Below are 18,323 nucleotides of genomic sequence, written 5' to 3'. Positions count from 1 at the left end.
TGAGATTCTGTGGCGGTTTATTAAATATGAATGGATCGAAATAAATGCCTATTCTAGCTGGCCAGCTCTTGTTTCATGTGTGGAAAAAATACTTAAAGAATTTGGAGAAAATTATGTAATTAATTTTGCTTAACTACTTATATAGTCCGAGCATTCCCTCGGACTCCCATCGATTCAACCAGTTATACATAGTCTTATAACTAACTTGAAAAATTTTCATCAAGTTTTCATTTTTGACACCTTGTGAAACTAAGATTAAAAAATGGGCTCTTTGTCGCACTTGATGATGTCTGCTTTCGCGATAAATTCGGTTTAGCAATTTCAAGGAAAGTGGATTAATATCTCGAAGTAAAAACATATAAAACCTATTTAAATACAACTTAATACTTTAGTATATCATATTAGTTATTTATGTAATTAATTTTGTTTAACTACTTATATATTTAGGACTTAGGCATTGACAAATTAACTCAAATGTGTATAAAGTGCAAAAATAAGGTAATCCCGACGGCGGATTAAGCTTGTGCCATTACAAACAGTTGCAAAAACCACGGATATTTGATGAGATGCGACAAGTCCACTTAATCCTGCACTTAGTGAGCCGTTAATATTCAGTTTTTAGACCTACTTTTTGATTGAGATAATTGAGAATGAAATCACAGGCTAGCTGAAGAGATAAATTCCGTTGAATTTCGTACCAATTATCAATCAGTCCTTCTGCTCTCATTAAGGGGACTTAGACAAAAACAGAAGCTAAAAAGGCTTAAAACCCAAATCGAGAAAGACTTTTAGCTCGAATGGGCATGAATTTATAGTCCTGGACCCATGGGGTCGAGAAACCGGGTTTTTTTACGAAAAGACGCGTCGCAGCCCGCACCCAAGGTAAAAAACCCGGTTTCGAGGAGTCGGAGTGCGTAAGTCTTGAATTTAGTTATACCAAGGGTTTTAGGCATTTTTAGGTCCTAGACCTCTTTCCCTTGGCTAGAGGGGGTTTGGGCTCCTAGAGAAGCTAGAAAATGTTTAAGTCCCATTAGCAAAGCTTATATATCTAGGAGCGAGCGGGGACGCTTGAACTCATATAAAAGCTCTCACGCTTGATGAGCCCCGCCCAATTTCCCAACTCTCCTCAATCGGTAAGCAAACTCGGAGAAGTCAGCACAAAGACATCCCTGGTTCCCACCCCTTCAGATTCCGGTTTAATCGGCGTAGTAAAGTGGAAAAACTCGTGGTCGTTAACCAACAGCAATTCCCCTGGCTGCAGAACTTTATTAAAAACAGGCTGCTCTTTTTTACCCAAGTACAAATGCGTTTCCCCACCTACAATATTAGTTCGATCGACCGAGAAAATCCCGATAAAATCAGTACCGTCTCTGTGAATTCCTTCCGGTGCGGGGTTTCCGAAATTGTGCGGCGAACAACTCGTCCTGATTTGATGGATGCCGATTTCAGCTTCCGGGTGAATTTTGCAAGAATCGAAAAAAGCAAAAATCATCTGTTTGAAATTATCGAGGGCAATTAGCCGTGAGTCCAATTCCGCAAATTCCCGCCTAATATCACCCGCTAGGGGATTGTATTTTTTGCTTTGAAACAAATAACCGTGAGGTAACTTAACTAACTCATTTCCGTTGACTGCAAACCGCGACAATCTTCTCGAACGATACTTCCCTTTCACATAAGGATCGACAGGCATATCGTCAAAAAATTCCTTGAAACCTTCTAGCTTAATCGAGTTTACTTTTTTAAAAGTAAACATGAAAGCATAATCCAAATGAATGGATTCTAATACTGTTTTCATAGATATTTCTCCAGGAAGCCTTGCTCCCCTCCTAATTTTGACCTTAAGGAGGTGTATGCTTCTACTGTAGCGCAACTTTTTTGTATGTGTCGTAAAAGACACTACAAAAATTGCAAAGATATCGTAAAGATGGCAAGATGAATCCGGGGGTCTGTTCTTCTTTTAATTCAAAATCCCCAATCTAAAATCTAAAATCTAAAATCTAAAATCGATTGACCGCTTTCACCAGCGACTGACAGGCCCGCAGGAAAACGGCAACATCGACCCCAAGTGCGACGTACTGAACGCCAGCATCAATCCACTGCTTGGCGATTTCGGGGTTATCCGCAAAAGTACCCGCAGCTTTGCCTGCTTTGCGGATGGTTTGCACTGCTTCCTGCATCATGTCGATGACTCGGGGGTCGCGGACTTGGCCGGGAATGCCGATCGACTGTGAAAGATCGTAAGGCCCTAAAAAAATCACGTCAACCTGCGGCACAGTAACAATTTCTGCCAGGTTGTCGATGCCGCCTTTGCCTTCGACATGAATCACAACTAAGGATTCTTCGTTAAGTTGGTCGGTGATATTTGTACCTGCAGTGGTGTAAAGTCCCGCCCGCGTAGCGAAGGAAAGGCCTCGCGTGCCCAGAGGACTGTATTTAGCGTTTTTGACAGCGATTTCGGCATCGATTTTGCTTTCAATTTGAGGTACTTGAACGCCGGCACTGCCGATGTCGAGAGCTCGTTGAATTTGTGGCCCGTCGTTTTTGCGGACGCGAACAATGGGTGCAATTCCGGTGCAGTCGGCGGCGCGGCACAAATCTTCAGCAGCAAGCGGGTGTAGGGGGCCGTGTTCCATGTCGATAACCGCAAAGTCGAATCCAGCGTGACCGCATATTTCTATGAATGCGGGATAGGCGCAGTTCATAAATAAACCGAGGACTGTTTCGCCTTGTTTAATTTTTTGTTTGAGGAGGTTTTGACGCATAAATTTAGAGTTTTTTTACTGCCGATGAATGCCGATGAACCCAGATTATCTTTAGTAAAATACCTAAAATGTGGCCGTTATAAATTACTTTAGGTTAAAAGAATCGACAAAAATTTAGTAGCTGCTTTTGCTTCTATTTTAAATGGAATCAAGCACAAAAGCCAGCCAAAAATAAACATTCCTAAGATTGGTAAAAATATTGGTCCCACGGAGGGTTCGACTAACCAAGCATATAAAGAAAACATTCCTATACTGCCAGTTGTCCACAGCCAAAGAATCAGAAATGCTCTGACTATTTTATGTAAAGTCATGCGAATTTTGATGGAAGAACCAAACGGTTGAGGACGGATATCTCCTTGTATAATTGGGAAAATTAAATGGCGACCGATGATGATGCGATTGATTTTGAAGGTATTGCCAGAAATTGTTCCTTCATAAAGTTTGGCAGGTGGGGGAACCCAGGGTAGAATTATTCTAAAAAGTTTGGGGAAAGTGACAACTTCGTCCAACCTGCGCAAAACTTCCGAACAAGTTAAACTGGTGGTAATTGTTAAACTCTCAAAAGGAATCAATAACCTAAAAACTTTTACTATCTTGAGCATAAGGTTGAGCCGACTGTTCAATAGTTGTTGCTGGTATTAATGCCTCTTGTCTAAAAAAAGTTGGCCCTGACAGCACCGCGAAATACCAGTATACTGCAAAATAAACATTTGGATGGAAAGAGTATTTTTCGCGCTATGTCAAAATTAATTCCACAATCTCCGATGAAACTTCGACGGTATCTATTTTCGCTCAAAGGTCGATCGCTCGTTAGCCTCACCCTCGGCATAATTTCCGCGATAGGGAGCATTTCGCCAGTATTTGCCGCACCTGGGCGCAATCGGGACAATGCAGAAACTTGCGACATTCTAGTAGCAGGCGGCGGGCTCGCAGGTGCTGCTACCGCTTACGAAGGTTTGCTGGCGGGGCGCACAGTTTGCCTCACTGAAATTACTGACTGGGTAGGCGGTCAAATTTCCTCCCAGGGAACTTCCGCACTCGATGAAAGAGAGACTCAGCGATCGCTCTTATTTTACCCCCGCGGCTACCTAGAATTGCGGCAGCGTATCAAGCAACATTACGGCAGGCTAAATCCCGGAGGCTGTTGGGTTAGCTATTCGTGTTTCATGCCCTACGACGGTCACAAAATTCTATTTAACATCTTGCAGGATGCGGCTAAAACAGGCAAAGGCACGCTGAAATGGTTTCCCAATACGGTTATAAAAGAACTAGCAATTACTCCTGCTGTGGCGGGGAATACGGTAGGGGGTCAACAAATTAAAAGTGCGATCGCCATTCAACACAAACCTGCCGCCAACACCGGGCCAATCAACACCGAAACACTTTCTCAGACTATCGAAGATGCCTATCTCTACGAAAATTCTGCGCGATTTAACAAAACTATTATTCAGTTTATTCCAAAAGCATCTGGAACCCCCCCTAACCCCAGAAGAGGGCGAAATTCCACAAGTTCCCCCCCTTTACAAGGGGGGGCTGCTGAAAGTTCCCCCCCTTTACAAGGGGGGGCTAGGGGGGGTGCTGATTGGTACATTGTAGATGCCACCGAAACAGGCGAATTGATCGGACTTGCCGATGTTCCCTACCGCCTCGGAATTGACCCGCGTTCCCCTCTCGAACCTTCCTCAGCCAGCCCAAGCGGCGACCCTTACTGCACTCAAGGTTTTACCTACACCTTTGCGATGGAGGCAACGAAGGAACCGCAGCAGCATCAAGTGCCGTCTTTTTATCAACAATACGCTCCTTACTACAGTTACGAATTGCAGAGATTGGCGAGCTTTCCCTTAGTTTTCAGCTACCGCCAAATTAGGACTATGATACCCGATCAAAAGCGACCTTCAGACCCGAAGCAATTCCCGATTTATCCGGGGGATATTTCGATGCAAAACTGGACTTGGGGAAATGACTATCGTCCCGGCAATTCTCAAGATAATTTAATTTACACTCGCGAGCAGTTGGCAGCAGACGGTCAACTGCAACCGGGGGGATGGATGGGCGGTTTGCGAACGGAAACTTTGCGCAGGGGGGAGGAAAATGCCAAAGGATTTTTCTACTGGCTGGTAACAGGAACTACTGACTCGCAGCTAGGAGAGGGAGTCAAAAAGCCTTATCCAAACAATCATTTTTTGAGCGGGTTGGATTCGCCGATGGGGACGGTGCACGGACTTTCTAAATATCCTTATATGCGGGAAGGTAGGCGCATTATTGGGCGGCCGAGTTTCAATCAGCCTCAAGGTTTTACGGTGTGGGAAGTTGATATGTCTCGCACTGACTTTAAGGCTGATTTTTATCGCCAGAATTTGTCCGAGGAAGAGTATCGCAATTTGTGGTTGGCTGTGGGTGGTTTGAATGCGCCGGCTTTGGCTGTGGGAAGTCAATCTGTTGAGGATACAAAATCGCGATCGCGCGCTACGATTTATCCTGATTCTGTGGGTATTGGTCATTATGCGATCGACTTTCACCCCTGCATGACCAACAGCCCGCCGTTCGCACCGGGAAATACCGAACGCGAAGGCACTCGCAAAGGTCAAGGGCAAGCTTATCCGTTCCAAATCCCCCTGCGGGCAATGATTCCTCAGAAAATTGACAATATGTTAGTTGCGGGTAAAAGTATTGCGGTTAGTCACACAGCGGCCGCTGCTTATCGAGTGCATTCTTTTGAATGGTCTGCCGGTGCAGCGGCGGGAATTACTGCTGCTTTTTCCCTAGAAAAGGGGATTGTACCTTATGAATTAGTGGACGAATTGCCGTCCCGCGAGCCGAACTTGGAAGTGTTGCAGTTGCGGTTGCAACAAAATGCCAATCCGATCGCATTTCCGGGTACTTCTATTTTCAATAGTTCGTGGCAAAATTGGAAATAATTGCACTTGTTGACACTCCCCGGCCGTACCGCGGGATTCTTTAATCTACCAGCCGGCAAGCTTTGGCAGGATTTCTCTAACGAAAGTAGAGGAGGAGTAAAAATGCAAATAGCGTGTTTTTTTAGGTTTTATATCGTTTCCGGTTGCATCGGAATGATTTAACCACAGAGGGCGCAGAGAACGCAGAGGGAGAGAATACAGAGATGAATAATTCCGATGCTACCGGATTTGATATTAACCGTCCAATCCCTTTTTTGTCGGTAAGCTGCTGTGCATCTAATTTGACAGTCAATTTTTCTACAATTATTGTGGGACGGGCAGGAGAGCCCGTCTCTGTATTCAATTTAGATGCGTAGCAGCTTAGGCGACTTTTTGTAATCCGGGGGAAGGGGAAACTTTTTAGGCGATCGTACATCAAAGCTATTGTGGAGTAAGCATCCTGTAGCGCTTGACTTTATTTTCGATCGAGGTCTAATGTAAAACCTGTTACCATAATAAACACCATTTTGTCATCCATCCTTTAACAGAAGCAATCTAGCGCTAATTTAGTCAGATAATAGCAATACCATCCCCAAAAACTCATGAGAGCTAGGGTTGCTGCAGCCTCAACCCGCACTGCCAACCAGATGTCTTGCACCATCAACGCGCTCAGCAGCGGGAAACCCCTTCAAACTCCCCAAAGGTAACGGTCATGTCAACTGCACAGATAACAAACCCCAATTCAAGTAATGGTTATGCCAAACAGTTACTCAGAACCTTAGTAGCTGTCAAAAAAGGGGACTTTTCAGTTCGGATGCCCATAGACCAGACCGGTCTAGCGGGGAAAATTGCTGACGAACTTAACGACATTATCGAGCTCAATCAGAAAATGGCGGCCGAACTTGAGCGCATCGGCACAGTTGTCGGTAAAGAAGGGAAAATCGCCCAGCGGGCCACCATCGGCAACGTTGAGGGGTCATGGGCAGCTAGCGTAAATTCTGTCAATACCCTAATTACAGATTTAGTGCAACCAACCTCTGAAACCGCCAGAGTAATTCGGGCCGTAGCAAAAGGAGATTTATCGCAAACCATCGCCCTAGAAATAGAAGACAGACCCCTCAAAGGAGAATTCCTCCAAACCGCCCAAATTGTTAACACAATGGTAGACCAGTTGAGTTCCTTTGCGTCCGAAGTAACGCGGGTGGCTAGGGAAGTAGGAACCGAAGGGAAATTAGGCGTGCAAGCCCAAGTGCGGGGAGTTGCAGGAACCTGGAAAGATTTAACCGATTCAGTTAACTCAATGGCCGGGAATTTAACAGCCCAAGTCCGCAACATTGCGGAAGTGACAACGGCGGTGGCAAATGGCGATTTATCCAAGAAAATTACAGTAGATGTTAAAGGCGAAATTCTCGAACTGAAAAACACTATTAACATCATGGTGGATCAGTTGAGTTCCTTCGCATCTGAAGTAACGCGGGTGGCGAGAGAAGTAGGAACCGAAGGCAAATTAGGCGTACAAGCTGAAGTGCGGGGAGTGGCAGGAACCTGGAAAGATTTAACGGATTCAGTTAACTCAATGGCGGGCAATCTTACCGCACAGGTGCGGAACATTGCCGACGTGACGACGGCTGTGGCAAATGGTGATTTATCTAAAAAAATTACAGTAGATGTTAAAGGCGAAATTCTCGAACTGAAAAACACGATTAACATCATGGTGGATCAGTTAAATTCCTTCGCATCTGAAGTAACGCGGGTGGCGAGAGAAGTAGGTTCCGAAGGCAAACTCGGCGGTCAAGCAGAAGTTAAAGGAGTTGCAGGAACTTGGAAGGATTTAACGGATAGCGTTAATTTCATGGCAGGCAGTTTGACAGCACAAGTCCGCAACATCGCCGAAGTAACAACCGCTGTGGCAAAGGGCGATTTATCCAAGAAAATTACCGTCGATGTTAAAGGCGAAATTCTCGAACTAAAAAACACCGTCAACACGATGGTTGACCAGTTAAATTCCTTCGCCTCTGAAGTAACCAGGGTTGCTAGAGAAGTGGGAACTGAAGGGAAATTAGGCGTACAAGCAGAAGTGCAGGAAGTAGCAGGAACCTGGAAAGATTTAACGGATTCAGTTAACTCAATGGCCGGGAATTTAACCGCACAAGTCCGCAACATTGCTGACGTGACGACGGCGGTTGCTAACGGTGACTTATCTAAAAAAATTACGGTACAGGTTAAAGGCGAAATTTTAGAACTGAAAAACACCATTAACGTGATGGTGGATCAGCTTAATTCCTTTGCATCTGAAGTAACCAGGGTTGCTAGGGAAGTGGGCTCGGAAGGTAAACTCGGCGGTCAAGCGGATGTTCGAGGCGTAGCAGGAACTTGGAAGGATTTAACTGATTCAGTTAATTTTATGGCGGGTAGTTTGACAGAACAAGTACGGAATATTGCTGCTGTTACGACTGCTGTGGCAAATGGCGATTTATCTAAGAAAATTACTGTAGATGTTAAAGGTGAAATTCTGGAGTTAAAAAACACCGTCAACACGATGGTGGATCAGTTAAACTCCTTTGCTTCGGAAGTAACTAGGGTTGCTAGGGAAGTGGGAACCGAAGGGAAATTAGGCGTGCAAGCAGAAGTTAAAGGAGTTGCAGGAACCTGGAAAGATTTAACGGATTCAGTTAACTCAATGGCCGGGAATTTAACAGCCCAAGTCCGCAACATTGCGGAAGTGACAACGGCGGTGGCAAATGGCGATTTATCCAAGAAAATTACAGTAGATGTTAAAGGCGAAATTCTCGAACTGAAAAACACGATTAACATCATGGTGGATCAGTTGAGTTCCTTCGCATCAGAAGTAACGCGGGTGGCGAGGGAAGTAGGAACGGAAGGTAAATTAGGCGTGCAAGCTTACGTGCGGGGTGTAGGGGGAACTTGGAAAGATTTAACTGATAATGTTAACTTGATGGCGGGGAATTTGACGGCGCAGGTGCGGAATATTGCGGAAGTGACAAAGGCGGTGGCAAATGGCGATTTGTCTAAGAAAATCACCGTTGATGTTAAAGGCGAAATTCTGGAGTTGAAAGATACTATTAACGTGATGGTGGATCAGCTTAATTCCTTCGCTTCTGAGGTGACGCGGGTGGCGCGGGAGGTGGGAACTGAGGGTAAATTGGGCGGTCAAGCTGATGTGAAAGGAGTTGCGGGAACTTGGAAAGATTTAACCGACAATGTAAACTCGATGGCGGGGAATTTGACAGCGCAAGTGCGGGGTATTGCTAAGGTTGTGACGGCGGTGGCGAATGGCGATTTGAAGCGCAAATTGATGCTGGAAGCTAAGGGAGAAATTGCGACTCTGGCAGATACGATTAATGAGATGATTGATACGCTGGCGACGTTTGCCGATCAAGTTACTACTGTGGCGCGCGAGGTGGGAATTGAAGGGAAATTGGGCGGCCAGGCTAAGGTTCCGGGGGCGGCGGGGACGTGGCGAGATTTGACGGATAATGTGAATGAATTGGCGGCGAATTTGACTACTCAACTGCGGGCGATCGCCGAAGTGGCAATTGCTGTTACCAGAGGCGATTTAACGAGGTCAATTTCCGTCGCCACTGAAGGAGAAGTTGCCATTGTTAAGGACAACATTAACCAGATGATTGCCAATCTCCGGGAGACGACGCAGAAGAATACTGAGCAAGATTGGCTGAAAACAAACCTTGCTAAGTTCACTCGAATGCTACAAGGTCAGCGGGATTTAGAAACTGTTTCTAAACTAATTCTCTCTGAATTGACGCCGCTGGTTTCTGCTCAGCATGGCGTATTCTTTATGATGGAAGGTGTGGAGCACGATCCGTTTCTCAAACTGTTAAGTACCTACGCCTACCGCGAACGGAAACAGTTAGGAAATAGATTCCATTTAGGCGAAGGTTTGGTAGGACAGTGCGCCCTGGAAAAGGAACGCATACTGTTGACAGAAGTGCCGGAAAACTACGTTAAGATTGGCTCGGGACTGGGAGAGTCTACGCCGCTGAATGTGGTGGTTTTACCCGTACTATTTGAGGGACAAGTGACGGCAGTAATTGAGTTAGCTTCGTTCCGCCGCTTCAGCGAAATACACTTGACATTTCTGGACCAACTTACAGAAAGTATCGCTATTGTTTTAAATACAATTGCGGCGAGTATGCGGACGGAAGAGTTGCTGAAACAGTCGCAGTCTTTGGCAGAAGAGTTGCAAACTCAGCAAAAGGAACTAACGGAAACTAACAAGCGTCTCGAACAACAAGCGCAGTCGCTCCGTGCATCGGAGGAACTGTTGAAGAATCAGCAGGAAGAGTTGCAACAAACGAATGAAGAACTAGAAGAACAAGCTGAATTGCTGGCGCTGCAAAATAAGGAAGTTGAGCGGAAAAACCGAGATATCGAACAGGCGAGGGGGTTGTTGGAAGAAAGAGCCGAACAGTTGGCTCTAACTTCTAAGTATAAGTCGGAGTTTCTGGCAAATATGTCTCACGAGTTGCGAACTCCGCTGAATTCGCTGTTGATTCTGGCTCGATTGCTCTCGGACAATAATGAGGGTAATTTGACTCAGAAGCAAGTTGAATACACGCGCACAATTTACTCGGCGGGAAATGATTTGTTAGGGCTGATTAATGACATCTTGGATCTCGCTAAGATTGAATCAGGCACGATGTCGGTGGAAATTGAGCAAGTGTTGTTTCCGGACTTGCGAGATCATTTGGATCGAACTTTCCGCCAAATCGCCCAGGATAAGAAGTTGAGTTTTAAAATCGAGCTTGAGGTTGGGTTGCCAAAAGGTCTGTATACTGATGCTAAACGGCTGCAACAAGTTTTGAAGAATCTCCTCTCTAATGCGTTTAAGTTTACAGAGCGGGGTGAGGTGAAATTGCGTGTGGAAGTAGCGCGGGAAGGGTGGAGTTTAGAGATAAACAGTTTAACGAGTTCCGCTACTGTTTTGGCTTTCTCGGTTAGCGATACGGGGATTGGGATTTCTGCTGAAAAACACAGGGTTATTTTTGAGGCTTTCCAACAAGCTGATGGTAGCACTAGCCGCAAATACGGGGGCACGGGTTTGGGTTTGTCAATTAGTAGAGAAATCGCTAATCTGTTAGGTGGAGAAATTAAATTGACAAGTCGCCCTGGTGAGGGTAGTAAGTTCACACTTTATCTGCCGCAAACTTACCAAGAATCGCGAAAAATGAATGATAGCGAATCGGGAACGGGCAAGCAAACGGCTCAATTGCCGCCTGCTCTTTCTTCCCCACTTCCTACGCCGAATTTCAACTTGCCGATCGCCCCTTATCCATCACCTATTATCGCTGATGACCGGGAAAATGTCGAGCCCGGCGATCGCGTGCTGTTGATTATTGAAGATGACGTGAACTTCGCTCGGATTCTTTTGGATATGGCGCGGGAACAGGATTTTAAAGGTTTAGTGGCTTTACGGAGCGATATCGGTTTGGCGATGGCGCGAGAGTTCAAGCCAACTGCGATTATGCTGGATCTAAATTTGCCTGTGATGGATGGCTGGACAGTGCTCGATCGCTTGAAGCATGACCCAACTACGCGCCACATTCCGGTTCACATTGTATCAGTTGAAGAAGGGCGGCAGCGCAGTTTGCAGTTAGGGGCGATCGCGTACTTACAAAAGCCTGTCAGTGGCGAAGCTTTGAGGAAAGCTTTGAGTGATATTAAGGGTTTTGTGGAGCGGCCAGTGAAGAATTTGCTAGTTGTGGAAGACGACGAAACGCAGCGCCTCAGTATTGTGGATTTAATCGGTAATCACGATGTTTCTACAACGGCTGTGGGGAGTGGTGCAGAGGCGCTAGCAACTTTGAGGTCAGGGCGTTTTGACTGCGTTGTACTCGATTTGGGACTGCCAGATATGACTGGTTTTGAACTGATTGAGCAGATCAAGAAAGAGGCAAGTTTGAAAAGTCTGCCGATTATTGTTTATACGGGCAAAGAGTTGACGAGAGCCGAAGAAACTCAACTGAAGCGGATGGCGGAAACCATCATTGTTAAAGATGTGCGATCGCCTGAACGTTTGTTAGATGAAACAGCTTTGTTCCTGCACCGAGTCCAAGCAGATTTGCCGCAACCGAAGCGCGAAATGCTAGAGCAATTGTATCAAACAGATGCGACGCTCGCGGGCAAAAAAGTATTGATTGTTGACGACGATATGCGGAATATTTTCGCGCTGACGAGTCTGCTGGAGCGCCATAAAATGGAAATTGTGTATGCTGAAAACGGCAGACAGGGCATTACTACATTGGAAACTACGCCTGGCATAAATATTGTGTTGATGGATGTGATGATGCCAGAGATGGACGGTTACGAAACAATGCAAGCAATTCGTAAGATGCCTCAATTCGCTTCCCTGCCAATGATTGCTCTGACTGCGAAAGCTATGAAGGGCGATCGGGAAAAATGTATCGAAGCTGGGGCGTCTGATTACATTACCAAACCTGTTGATACGGAACAGTTGCTCTCGCTGCTGCGTGTTTGGCTTTATAGATAATGGAAGTCAGTTGTCAGTTGTCAGTTGGCAGTTGGCAGTTGGCAGTTGGCAGTTGGCAGTTGGCAGTTGGCAGTTGTCAGTTGGCAGTTGTCAGTTGGCAGTCATCAGTTAACAGTTAACAGTCAGCAGTCAACAGTCAGCAGTCAACAGTCAGCAGTCATATCAAATCCGGTAGCATCGGAATTATTCATCTCTGTATTCTCTCCCTCTGCGTTCTCTGCGCCCTCTGCGGTTAAATCATTCCGATGCAACCGGAAACGATATCAACAGTTAACAGTCAACAGTCAACCGTCAACAGTCAACCGTCAGCAGTCAACAGTCAACAGTCAACAATCAACAGTCAACTATGCCCCATGCCCCATGCCCCATGCCCCATGCCCCATGCCCAATTCCCAATTACTAATGAAAAATGCCCGAAACCCATGAACTTGAAACAATCGAAATAAAACTGCTACTAGAGGGGATATTTCGCTATTACGGATTTGATTTTCGCAATTATGCTCTTGCCTCTCTCAAGCGCCGCATTTGGAACACTATTCGGTCGGAACAGCTAACCACTGTCTCGGCACTTCAGGACAAGCTACTCCACAATCCTGCCTACCTAGACCGTTTCCTGCTGGACGTTTCTGTGAATGTAACGGCGATGTTTCGCGATCCCAGCTTTTACCTGAGTTTCAGAAATAAAGTGGTGCCAATGCTGCGTACTTATCCTTTTATTCGGATTTGGCACGCTGGATGTTCAACGGGAGAAGAAGTCTATTCTATGGCAATATTGCTGCAAGAAGAAGGACTTTATGACCGCTGTAGGATTTACGCTACTGACATGAATGAATTAGTTTTGAAAACAGCAAAAAATGGTATTTTTCCGCTGAAATCAATGCAAGAATATACGCAACTTTACCACCAAGCCGGAGGCACAAAAGCGTTTTCTGAGTATTACACGGCTGCCTATGAAAATGCGATTTTTCGCTCTTCACTTAAAGAGAATATTGTCTTTGCTCACCACAACTTAGCAACGGATACTTCTTTTAATGAATTTAATGTTATCTTGTGCCGGAATGTGCTGATTTATTTCAATTCACACCTGCAAGCTCGGGTACACAAGCTTTTTTATGAGAGCCTGGGAATGTTTGGAGTTTTAGGGCTGGGACATCAGGAGTCTCTAAATTTTACACCTTATGAAAAACACTATGAAGCAATTGAAAGGAGTGATAAACTCTACCGCCGAGTTAAATAAAAAAAATTTTGAAATAGTGGTTGTTGGCACGTCTTTGGGAGGGCTACAGGCTTTGACAGTGCTGCTGGCAGATTTGCCACAAAGCTTTCCTTTGCCTGTAGTTATTGTCCAACACCGCCATAAGAGTTCTCAGGATAGGCTTACTGATTTTTTACAACAGCAAACTTCTCTCCAAATCACAGAGGCAGAAGACAAAGAGCCGATCGCCCCGGGACGGGTTTATGTGGCTCCTGCTGACTATCACTTGCTTATAGAATCGCCCTGGGAATGGAACCCCTACGTGTCTGAAAACGACTTTACAGAGTGGGGGAGGGTTCCTCTGGAGCCACTCCACAATTCAAACTCCCCAATCCTAAGTCGCGCAACTCCTACATTTGCACTATCAACAGAGGGTCCTGTCTGCTACGCGCGGCCCTCAATCGATGTGCTGTTTGAGTCTGCTGCGGATGCCTTTGGGGAGAAAGCGATCGGGATAATTTTAACGGGAGCTAATTCTGATGGTAGTGAAGGGCTGGCAAAAATTAAAGCTGAGGGAGGATTGACATTTGTGGAGGAACCGGCGTCTGCTCTATGCCGGACAATGCCCGCCTCCGCGATCGCAAATGTTGAAGTAGACTGGATTTTACCCCTCTCTAAAATCGCTCCCTGTTTAGTCAAGTTACTAAGAATTAAAAATTAAAAAATTTATGGATGTGCAGCGCCCCGCTCAAGTAAATGTCCTTCTAGTTGACGATCGCCCAGAAAATTTGCTGGCTCTAGAAGCTATCCTCAACAGCTCCTCTTATAATCTAGTACAAGCTAATTCGGGCACGGAGGCTCTCAGATGTCTGCTCAATCAAGATTTTGCGGTAATTTTACTTGATGTGCAGATGCCGGGAATGGATGGATTTGAGACAGCAACATTGATTCGCTCTAGAGATCGATCGCGATCGACTCCGATTATTTTTATCACAGCATTCAGCAGTAATGATACCCACGTGTTTAAAGGTTATTCTCTGGGTGCGGTGGATTACCTGTTCAAACCCTTGAAACCGGAAATATTGACATCGAAGGTGCAGGTATTTGTGGAATTGTTCCAAAAAACAGTCGAGGTGAAGCAGCAAGCAACACAGTTAGCTGCTGTTAATACTGAACTAAGTAAAAGTGAAGAGCGGTTTCGCACTTTGTGTGCTTGTTCGCCCCTGGGAATTTACGTAGCTGACGTTGAAGGCCGCTGTACTTACATCAACCCCCGTTGTCAAGCGATTTGCGGGTTAACTTTGGAGGAAAGTTTGGCAGATGTTTGGCAGCGGGAAGTTCATCCAGAAGATCGCGATCGCGTAGTAGCAGATTGGTTAGCTTGGATTAAAGAAAGCCAGGAATATTCTAACGAGTTTCGATTAGCTGGTAGCGAAAATGTGCGTTGGATTCACGTGCAGTCGTCGCCAATGTTTTCGGATTTGGGAAAACTGATCGGTCACGTGGGCACGGTGAGAGATATCACAGACCGCAAGCAAGCAGAGGAAGAACGCGGCCGACTAATCCGCGAACAAGTGGCGCGGCAGGAAGCTGAGAGAGCTAACCAGATGAAGGATGAATTTCTCGCGATTCTTTCTCACGAACTCCGCACTCCTTTAAATGCAATTCTCGGCTGGTCCAGGCTGCTTCGGGTGAAAAAATTTGACGAAGAAACTATTGATAAAGCTCTAGAAACAATTGAGCGTAATGCTAAATCTCAATCTCAACTTATCGAAGATATTTTAGATGTTTCGCGGATTCTGCGGGGGAAACTAAATTTAAATAAGCATCCGATTCGGTTGGAATCTGTGATCGAGCTGGCAATAGATTCTTTGCAGCCGCTGGCTGAGGAAAAATCAATAGTCCTAGAATTAACCAGGAGTCCAAAGGTAAGTGAAGTGATCGGCGATTCCGATCGCTTGCAGCAAATTGTGTGGAATTTGCTGTCAAATGCGATTAAGTTTACTCCGGAAGAGGGTAAAGTAGAGGTGCGGTTGGAGTCAGTTGGCGATGAAGCTCAAATTCAGATAATTGATAACGGCATTGGTATCGCTCCTGATTTTTTGCCTTATGTTTTCGATCGCTTCCGCCAAGCTGATAGCAGCACAACTAGGTCTTACGGGGGTTTGGGACTGGGATTAGCGATCGTCCGTCACTTGGTGGAACAGCACGGCGGTAAGGTGGATGCAGAAAATAATCCGGGCGAGGGTGCGAAATTTACGGTGGCTCTACCTCTTGCACAGAGGAACGCCCTCGCGGATGACGATGATTGGTCCGAGCTCAATGACCAGGCCGAGATCCTCCCAACTCTGGTAAATTTGCAGTTGCTGGTGGTGGATGATGACGATGACACGCGGGAGTTTTTGATTGCTTTACTGGAGGATGAAGGAGCTCTGGTGCGATCGGCCTCATCGGTGGCAGAGGCTCTAGCTGAACTGGAGAGTTCTTGGCCGGATGTGCTGCTGAGTGACATTGGAATGCCCGAAGCAGACGGCTACGAGTTGATCGCGCGGGTGAGAGAAATGGAAGTGCTCAGGGGTGGAATGATGCCTGCGATCGCCCTGACGGCCTACGCCAGAGAGTCCGAGCGCCAGCAAGCGCTGGAAGCTGGTTTCCAGATGCACTTATCTAAACCAGTTGAGGTACCTCAGTTAATTGCCGGAATTGCTAACCTCGCAGGAATGCTCGTCGATCCCGAGCCGACGGACTCGGCGGTTGAAACCGCTTTTTTGACCCCCCAATCCCGTGCCGATTACTGAGAAAAATATTAAGCTAGCTTAAAGGACAAGCGATCGACAGTTCGGAACAAGACATCCGTTTTTCTCCCAAAAGCCGGATCTTTGCCGTTTTTTTGCTTCAACCTGCCGTCAAAGTACAAAATTACCCGACACTAATACATGAATATTTTTAGCAGTCTGCTTTCTGGGCCAACTCAAGCACCCCAAGTCAAAAAACAGCGTCGAGGCATTGAAATTAAGTCGGAACGCGAAATCGAAATTATGCGGCAGGCAGCGAAAATTGTCGCAACGGTACTCAAAGAAATTTCCCAAATGGTGAAACCGGGAATGACTACTGCTGATTTGGATGCTTATGCGGAAAAACGCATCCGTTCTATGGGTGCAACTCCGAGTTTTAAAGGCTATCACGGTTTTCCGGGATCGATTTGCTCTAGCATTAATAACGAAGTTGTTCACGGCATCCCCAATCCCAAAAAGGTAATTCGGGCAGGAGATGTTCTTAAGGTAGATACTGGGGCATATTATCAAGGTTTTCACGGCGATTCTTGCATCACGATCGCAGTTGGGGAAGTAACACCGGAATCGGCAAAATTAATCCGAGTCGCAGAAGAAGCTCTCTACAAAGGCATCGAACAAGTCAAAGCAGGAGCCTATTTGCTCGATCTCGCTGGTGCGATCGAAGATCATGTCAAAAGCAACGGTTTTAGCGTCGTTGAGGAGTTTACCGGCCACGGTGTCGGGCGAAATTTGCACGAGGAACCGTCGGTTTTCAATTTTCGCACCCGCGAAATGCCAAACGTGAAATTGCGATCGGGCATGACATTGGCGATCGAACCGATTCTGAATGCGGGTTCTAAGTACACTCGGACGCTTTCGGACAAGTGGACTGCTGTAACCGTTGACAATGCTATGTCGGCTCAGTTTGAGCATACTGTGTTGGTGACGGACACTGGCTATGAAATTTTGACCGATCGTTCAAAAGTTTAAGTAGAAGGGTTCAATAATAATTTTGAGTTTTGAGTTTTGAGTTTTGAATTAAAGATTTAATCAGTTTTTAATCCTGAGATCAAAACACAACTCAAAACTCTTGAGTTTAACAACAATTTATATCAAATCCGTTAGCATCGGAATTATTCATCTCTCTGTTCTCGAACTCTGCGTTCTCTGCGTACTCTGCGGTTTAATCATTCCAATGCAACAGGAATTGATATTATTGAGATCCTTCGATGGATGGAGTGACAATAAGAGTTAAATTCGACTAAAGTAAAAGATACTGGTAAAGGGTAAGGGTAAAAGATATGTCAGCACGATTATTATTGGTAGATGATGAACCGGGCTTGCGGGAAGCCGTACAAGCTTATTTGGAAGATAGTAATTTTGTGGTTGAGGTTGCCAGCAATGCTCGCGACGGCTGGGAGCTCTTGCAACAGCACAATCCTGATTTGCTGATTTCCGACATTATGATGCCACAGGTGGACGGTTATCAGTTTCTCAAGCAAGTGCGGGAAGATCCTCGCTATAAGGCTTTGCCGGTGGTATTTTTGACGGCTAAGGGGATGACGAGCGATCGTATTCAAGGCTATCAAGCAGGCTGCGATGCTTATCTTTCTAAGCCCTTCGATCCCGACGAGTTAGTAGCAATAGTAACGAATTTGCTGGCCCGTCGCGCGGCTGCTAAGGAAACGAGCGAAAATGCTGAAAGTCCAGATATTGCTGCTTTGACAAGCCAAATGGCGAGAATTGAGTCTTTGCTGAGCGGGCGGAGTTCGATCGCCCAAAGTCCTTCGCCGATTAAAATTGATTTGACTCCCCGAGAACAAAGTGTTTTGGATTTGGTTGCTCAAGGTTTGATGAATAAGGAAATTGCCCGCCGCTTGGAAACTAGCGTGCGCAATGTGGAAAAGTACGTCAGCCGTTTGTTTAGCAAGACGGGTACTAACAGCCGTACTGAGTTAGTTCGCTTCGCTCTCGAACACGGCTTGACTAAGTAGGATCCCTCTCGACTTTGCTTTGGGCTCTTCCTCACGGATCTGCGTTACCAGGCTCTTCCTGGTAACGAGAATGCTGCAAAAACTTAGAAATGAGAATTAAATAACTTCCACAAGTTTGTGGGATGGGCGTGCCGCCCCGCCGTTTTTGTCGGGGGGGGCGCCCCTCCCACAA

At 46.0% G+C, this 18,323-nt stretch carries 12 protein-coding genes; 8 read left to right on the top strand and 4 right to left on the bottom strand.

What is annotated here, in order from left to right; genetic code table 11:
* Window positions 1-133 precede the first annotated feature (133 nt).
* The 4 genes from ACUVJL_RS24525 to ACUVJL_RS24510 all read right to left on the bottom strand — a co-directional run bounded on the left by ACUVJL_RS24525 (window position 134) and on the right by ACUVJL_RS24510 (window position 3,364).
* Window positions 134-358 (bottom strand): helix-turn-helix domain-containing protein, encoded by a 225-nt coding sequence (locus ACUVJL_RS24525; protein ID WP_445248222.1) that lies wholly within the window; start codon window positions 356-358, stop codon window positions 134-136.
* A gap of 768 nt (window positions 359-1,126) precedes the next feature.
* Entirely contained in the window at window positions 1,127-1,795 is a 669-nt protein-coding gene (locus tag ACUVJL_RS24520) for a 2OG-Fe dioxygenase family protein (protein WP_445248221.1), read from the bottom strand.
* A 202-nt stretch (window positions 1,796-1,997) separates the two neighbouring features.
* Window positions 1,998-2,762, bottom strand: coding sequence for an HpcH/HpaI aldolase family protein (locus ACUVJL_RS24515; protein WP_445248220.1), 765 nt, complete (start codon window positions 2,760-2,762; stop codon window positions 1,998-2,000).
* A gap of 89 nt (window positions 2,763-2,851) precedes the next feature.
* Window positions 2,852-3,364, bottom strand: coding sequence for a hypothetical protein (locus ACUVJL_RS24510; RefSeq protein WP_445248219.1), 513 nt, complete (start codon window positions 3,362-3,364; stop codon window positions 2,852-2,854).
* A gap of 135 nt (window positions 3,365-3,499) precedes the next feature.
* Here ACUVJL_RS24510 and ACUVJL_RS24505 point away from each other — a divergent pair, with 135 nt between their 5' ends.
* The 8 genes from ACUVJL_RS24505 to ACUVJL_RS24470 all read left to right on the top strand — a co-directional run bounded on the left by ACUVJL_RS24505 (window position 3,500) and on the right by ACUVJL_RS24470 (window position 18,151).
* Window positions 3,500-5,680 (top strand): FAD-dependent oxidoreductase, encoded by a 2,181-nt coding sequence (locus tag ACUVJL_RS24505; protein ID WP_445248218.1) that lies wholly within the window; start codon window positions 3,500-3,502, stop codon window positions 5,678-5,680.
* A gap of 691 nt (window positions 5,681-6,371) precedes the next feature.
* Window positions 6,372-12,188, top strand: coding sequence for a HAMP domain-containing protein (locus ACUVJL_RS24500; protein WP_445248217.1), 5,817 nt, complete (start codon window positions 6,372-6,374; stop codon window positions 12,186-12,188).
* 24 nt (window positions 12,189-12,212) lie between these two features.
* Entirely contained in the window at window positions 12,213-12,614 is a 402-nt protein-coding gene (locus tag ACUVJL_RS24495; RefSeq protein WP_445248216.1) for a hypothetical protein, read from the top strand.
* The gene (locus tag ACUVJL_RS24490; RefSeq protein ID WP_445248215.1) at window positions 12,598-13,425 is read left to right on the top strand and encodes a CheR family methyltransferase; all 828 of its coding nucleotides are present in this window, start codon (window positions 12,598-12,600) and stop codon (window positions 13,423-13,425) included. The genes ACUVJL_RS24495 and ACUVJL_RS24490 overlap by 17 nt, the downstream gene beginning before the upstream one ends.
* Window positions 13,397-14,104, top strand: coding sequence for a chemotaxis protein CheB (locus ACUVJL_RS24485; RefSeq protein WP_445248214.1), 708 nt, complete (start codon window positions 13,397-13,399; stop codon window positions 14,102-14,104). The genes ACUVJL_RS24490 and ACUVJL_RS24485 overlap by 29 nt, the downstream gene beginning before the upstream one ends.
* Window positions 14,105-14,111: 7 nt before the next feature.
* On the top strand, window positions 14,112-16,181 hold the full coding sequence (locus ACUVJL_RS24480) for a hybrid sensor histidine kinase/response regulator (RefSeq protein WP_445248213.1): 2,070 nt from the start codon (window positions 14,112-14,114) through the stop codon (window positions 16,179-16,181).
* Window positions 16,182-16,319: 138 nt separating this feature from the next.
* Window positions 16,320-17,147: a type I methionyl aminopeptidase gene (map, locus tag ACUVJL_RS24475; RefSeq protein ID WP_445248212.1), complete on the top strand. Its 828-nt coding sequence runs from the start codon at window positions 16,320-16,322 to the stop codon at window positions 17,145-17,147.
* 311 nt (window positions 17,148-17,458) lie between these two features.
* Complete coding sequence (locus ACUVJL_RS24470) at window positions 17,459-18,151, top strand: response regulator transcription factor (RefSeq protein WP_445248211.1); 693 nt, start codon at window positions 17,459-17,461, stop codon at window positions 18,149-18,151.
* Window positions 18,152-18,323 lie beyond the last annotated feature (172 nt).

It is taken from the genome of Microcoleus sp. OTE_8_concoct_300 (assembly GCF_031383065.1).
Classification (GTDB): Bacteria; Cyanobacteriota; Cyanobacteriia; order Cyanobacteriales; family Microcoleaceae; genus Microcoleus.
The sequence above is the reverse complement of the archived record's forward strand: the minus strand, read 5'-3'. Positions and strand labels throughout refer to the sequence as shown.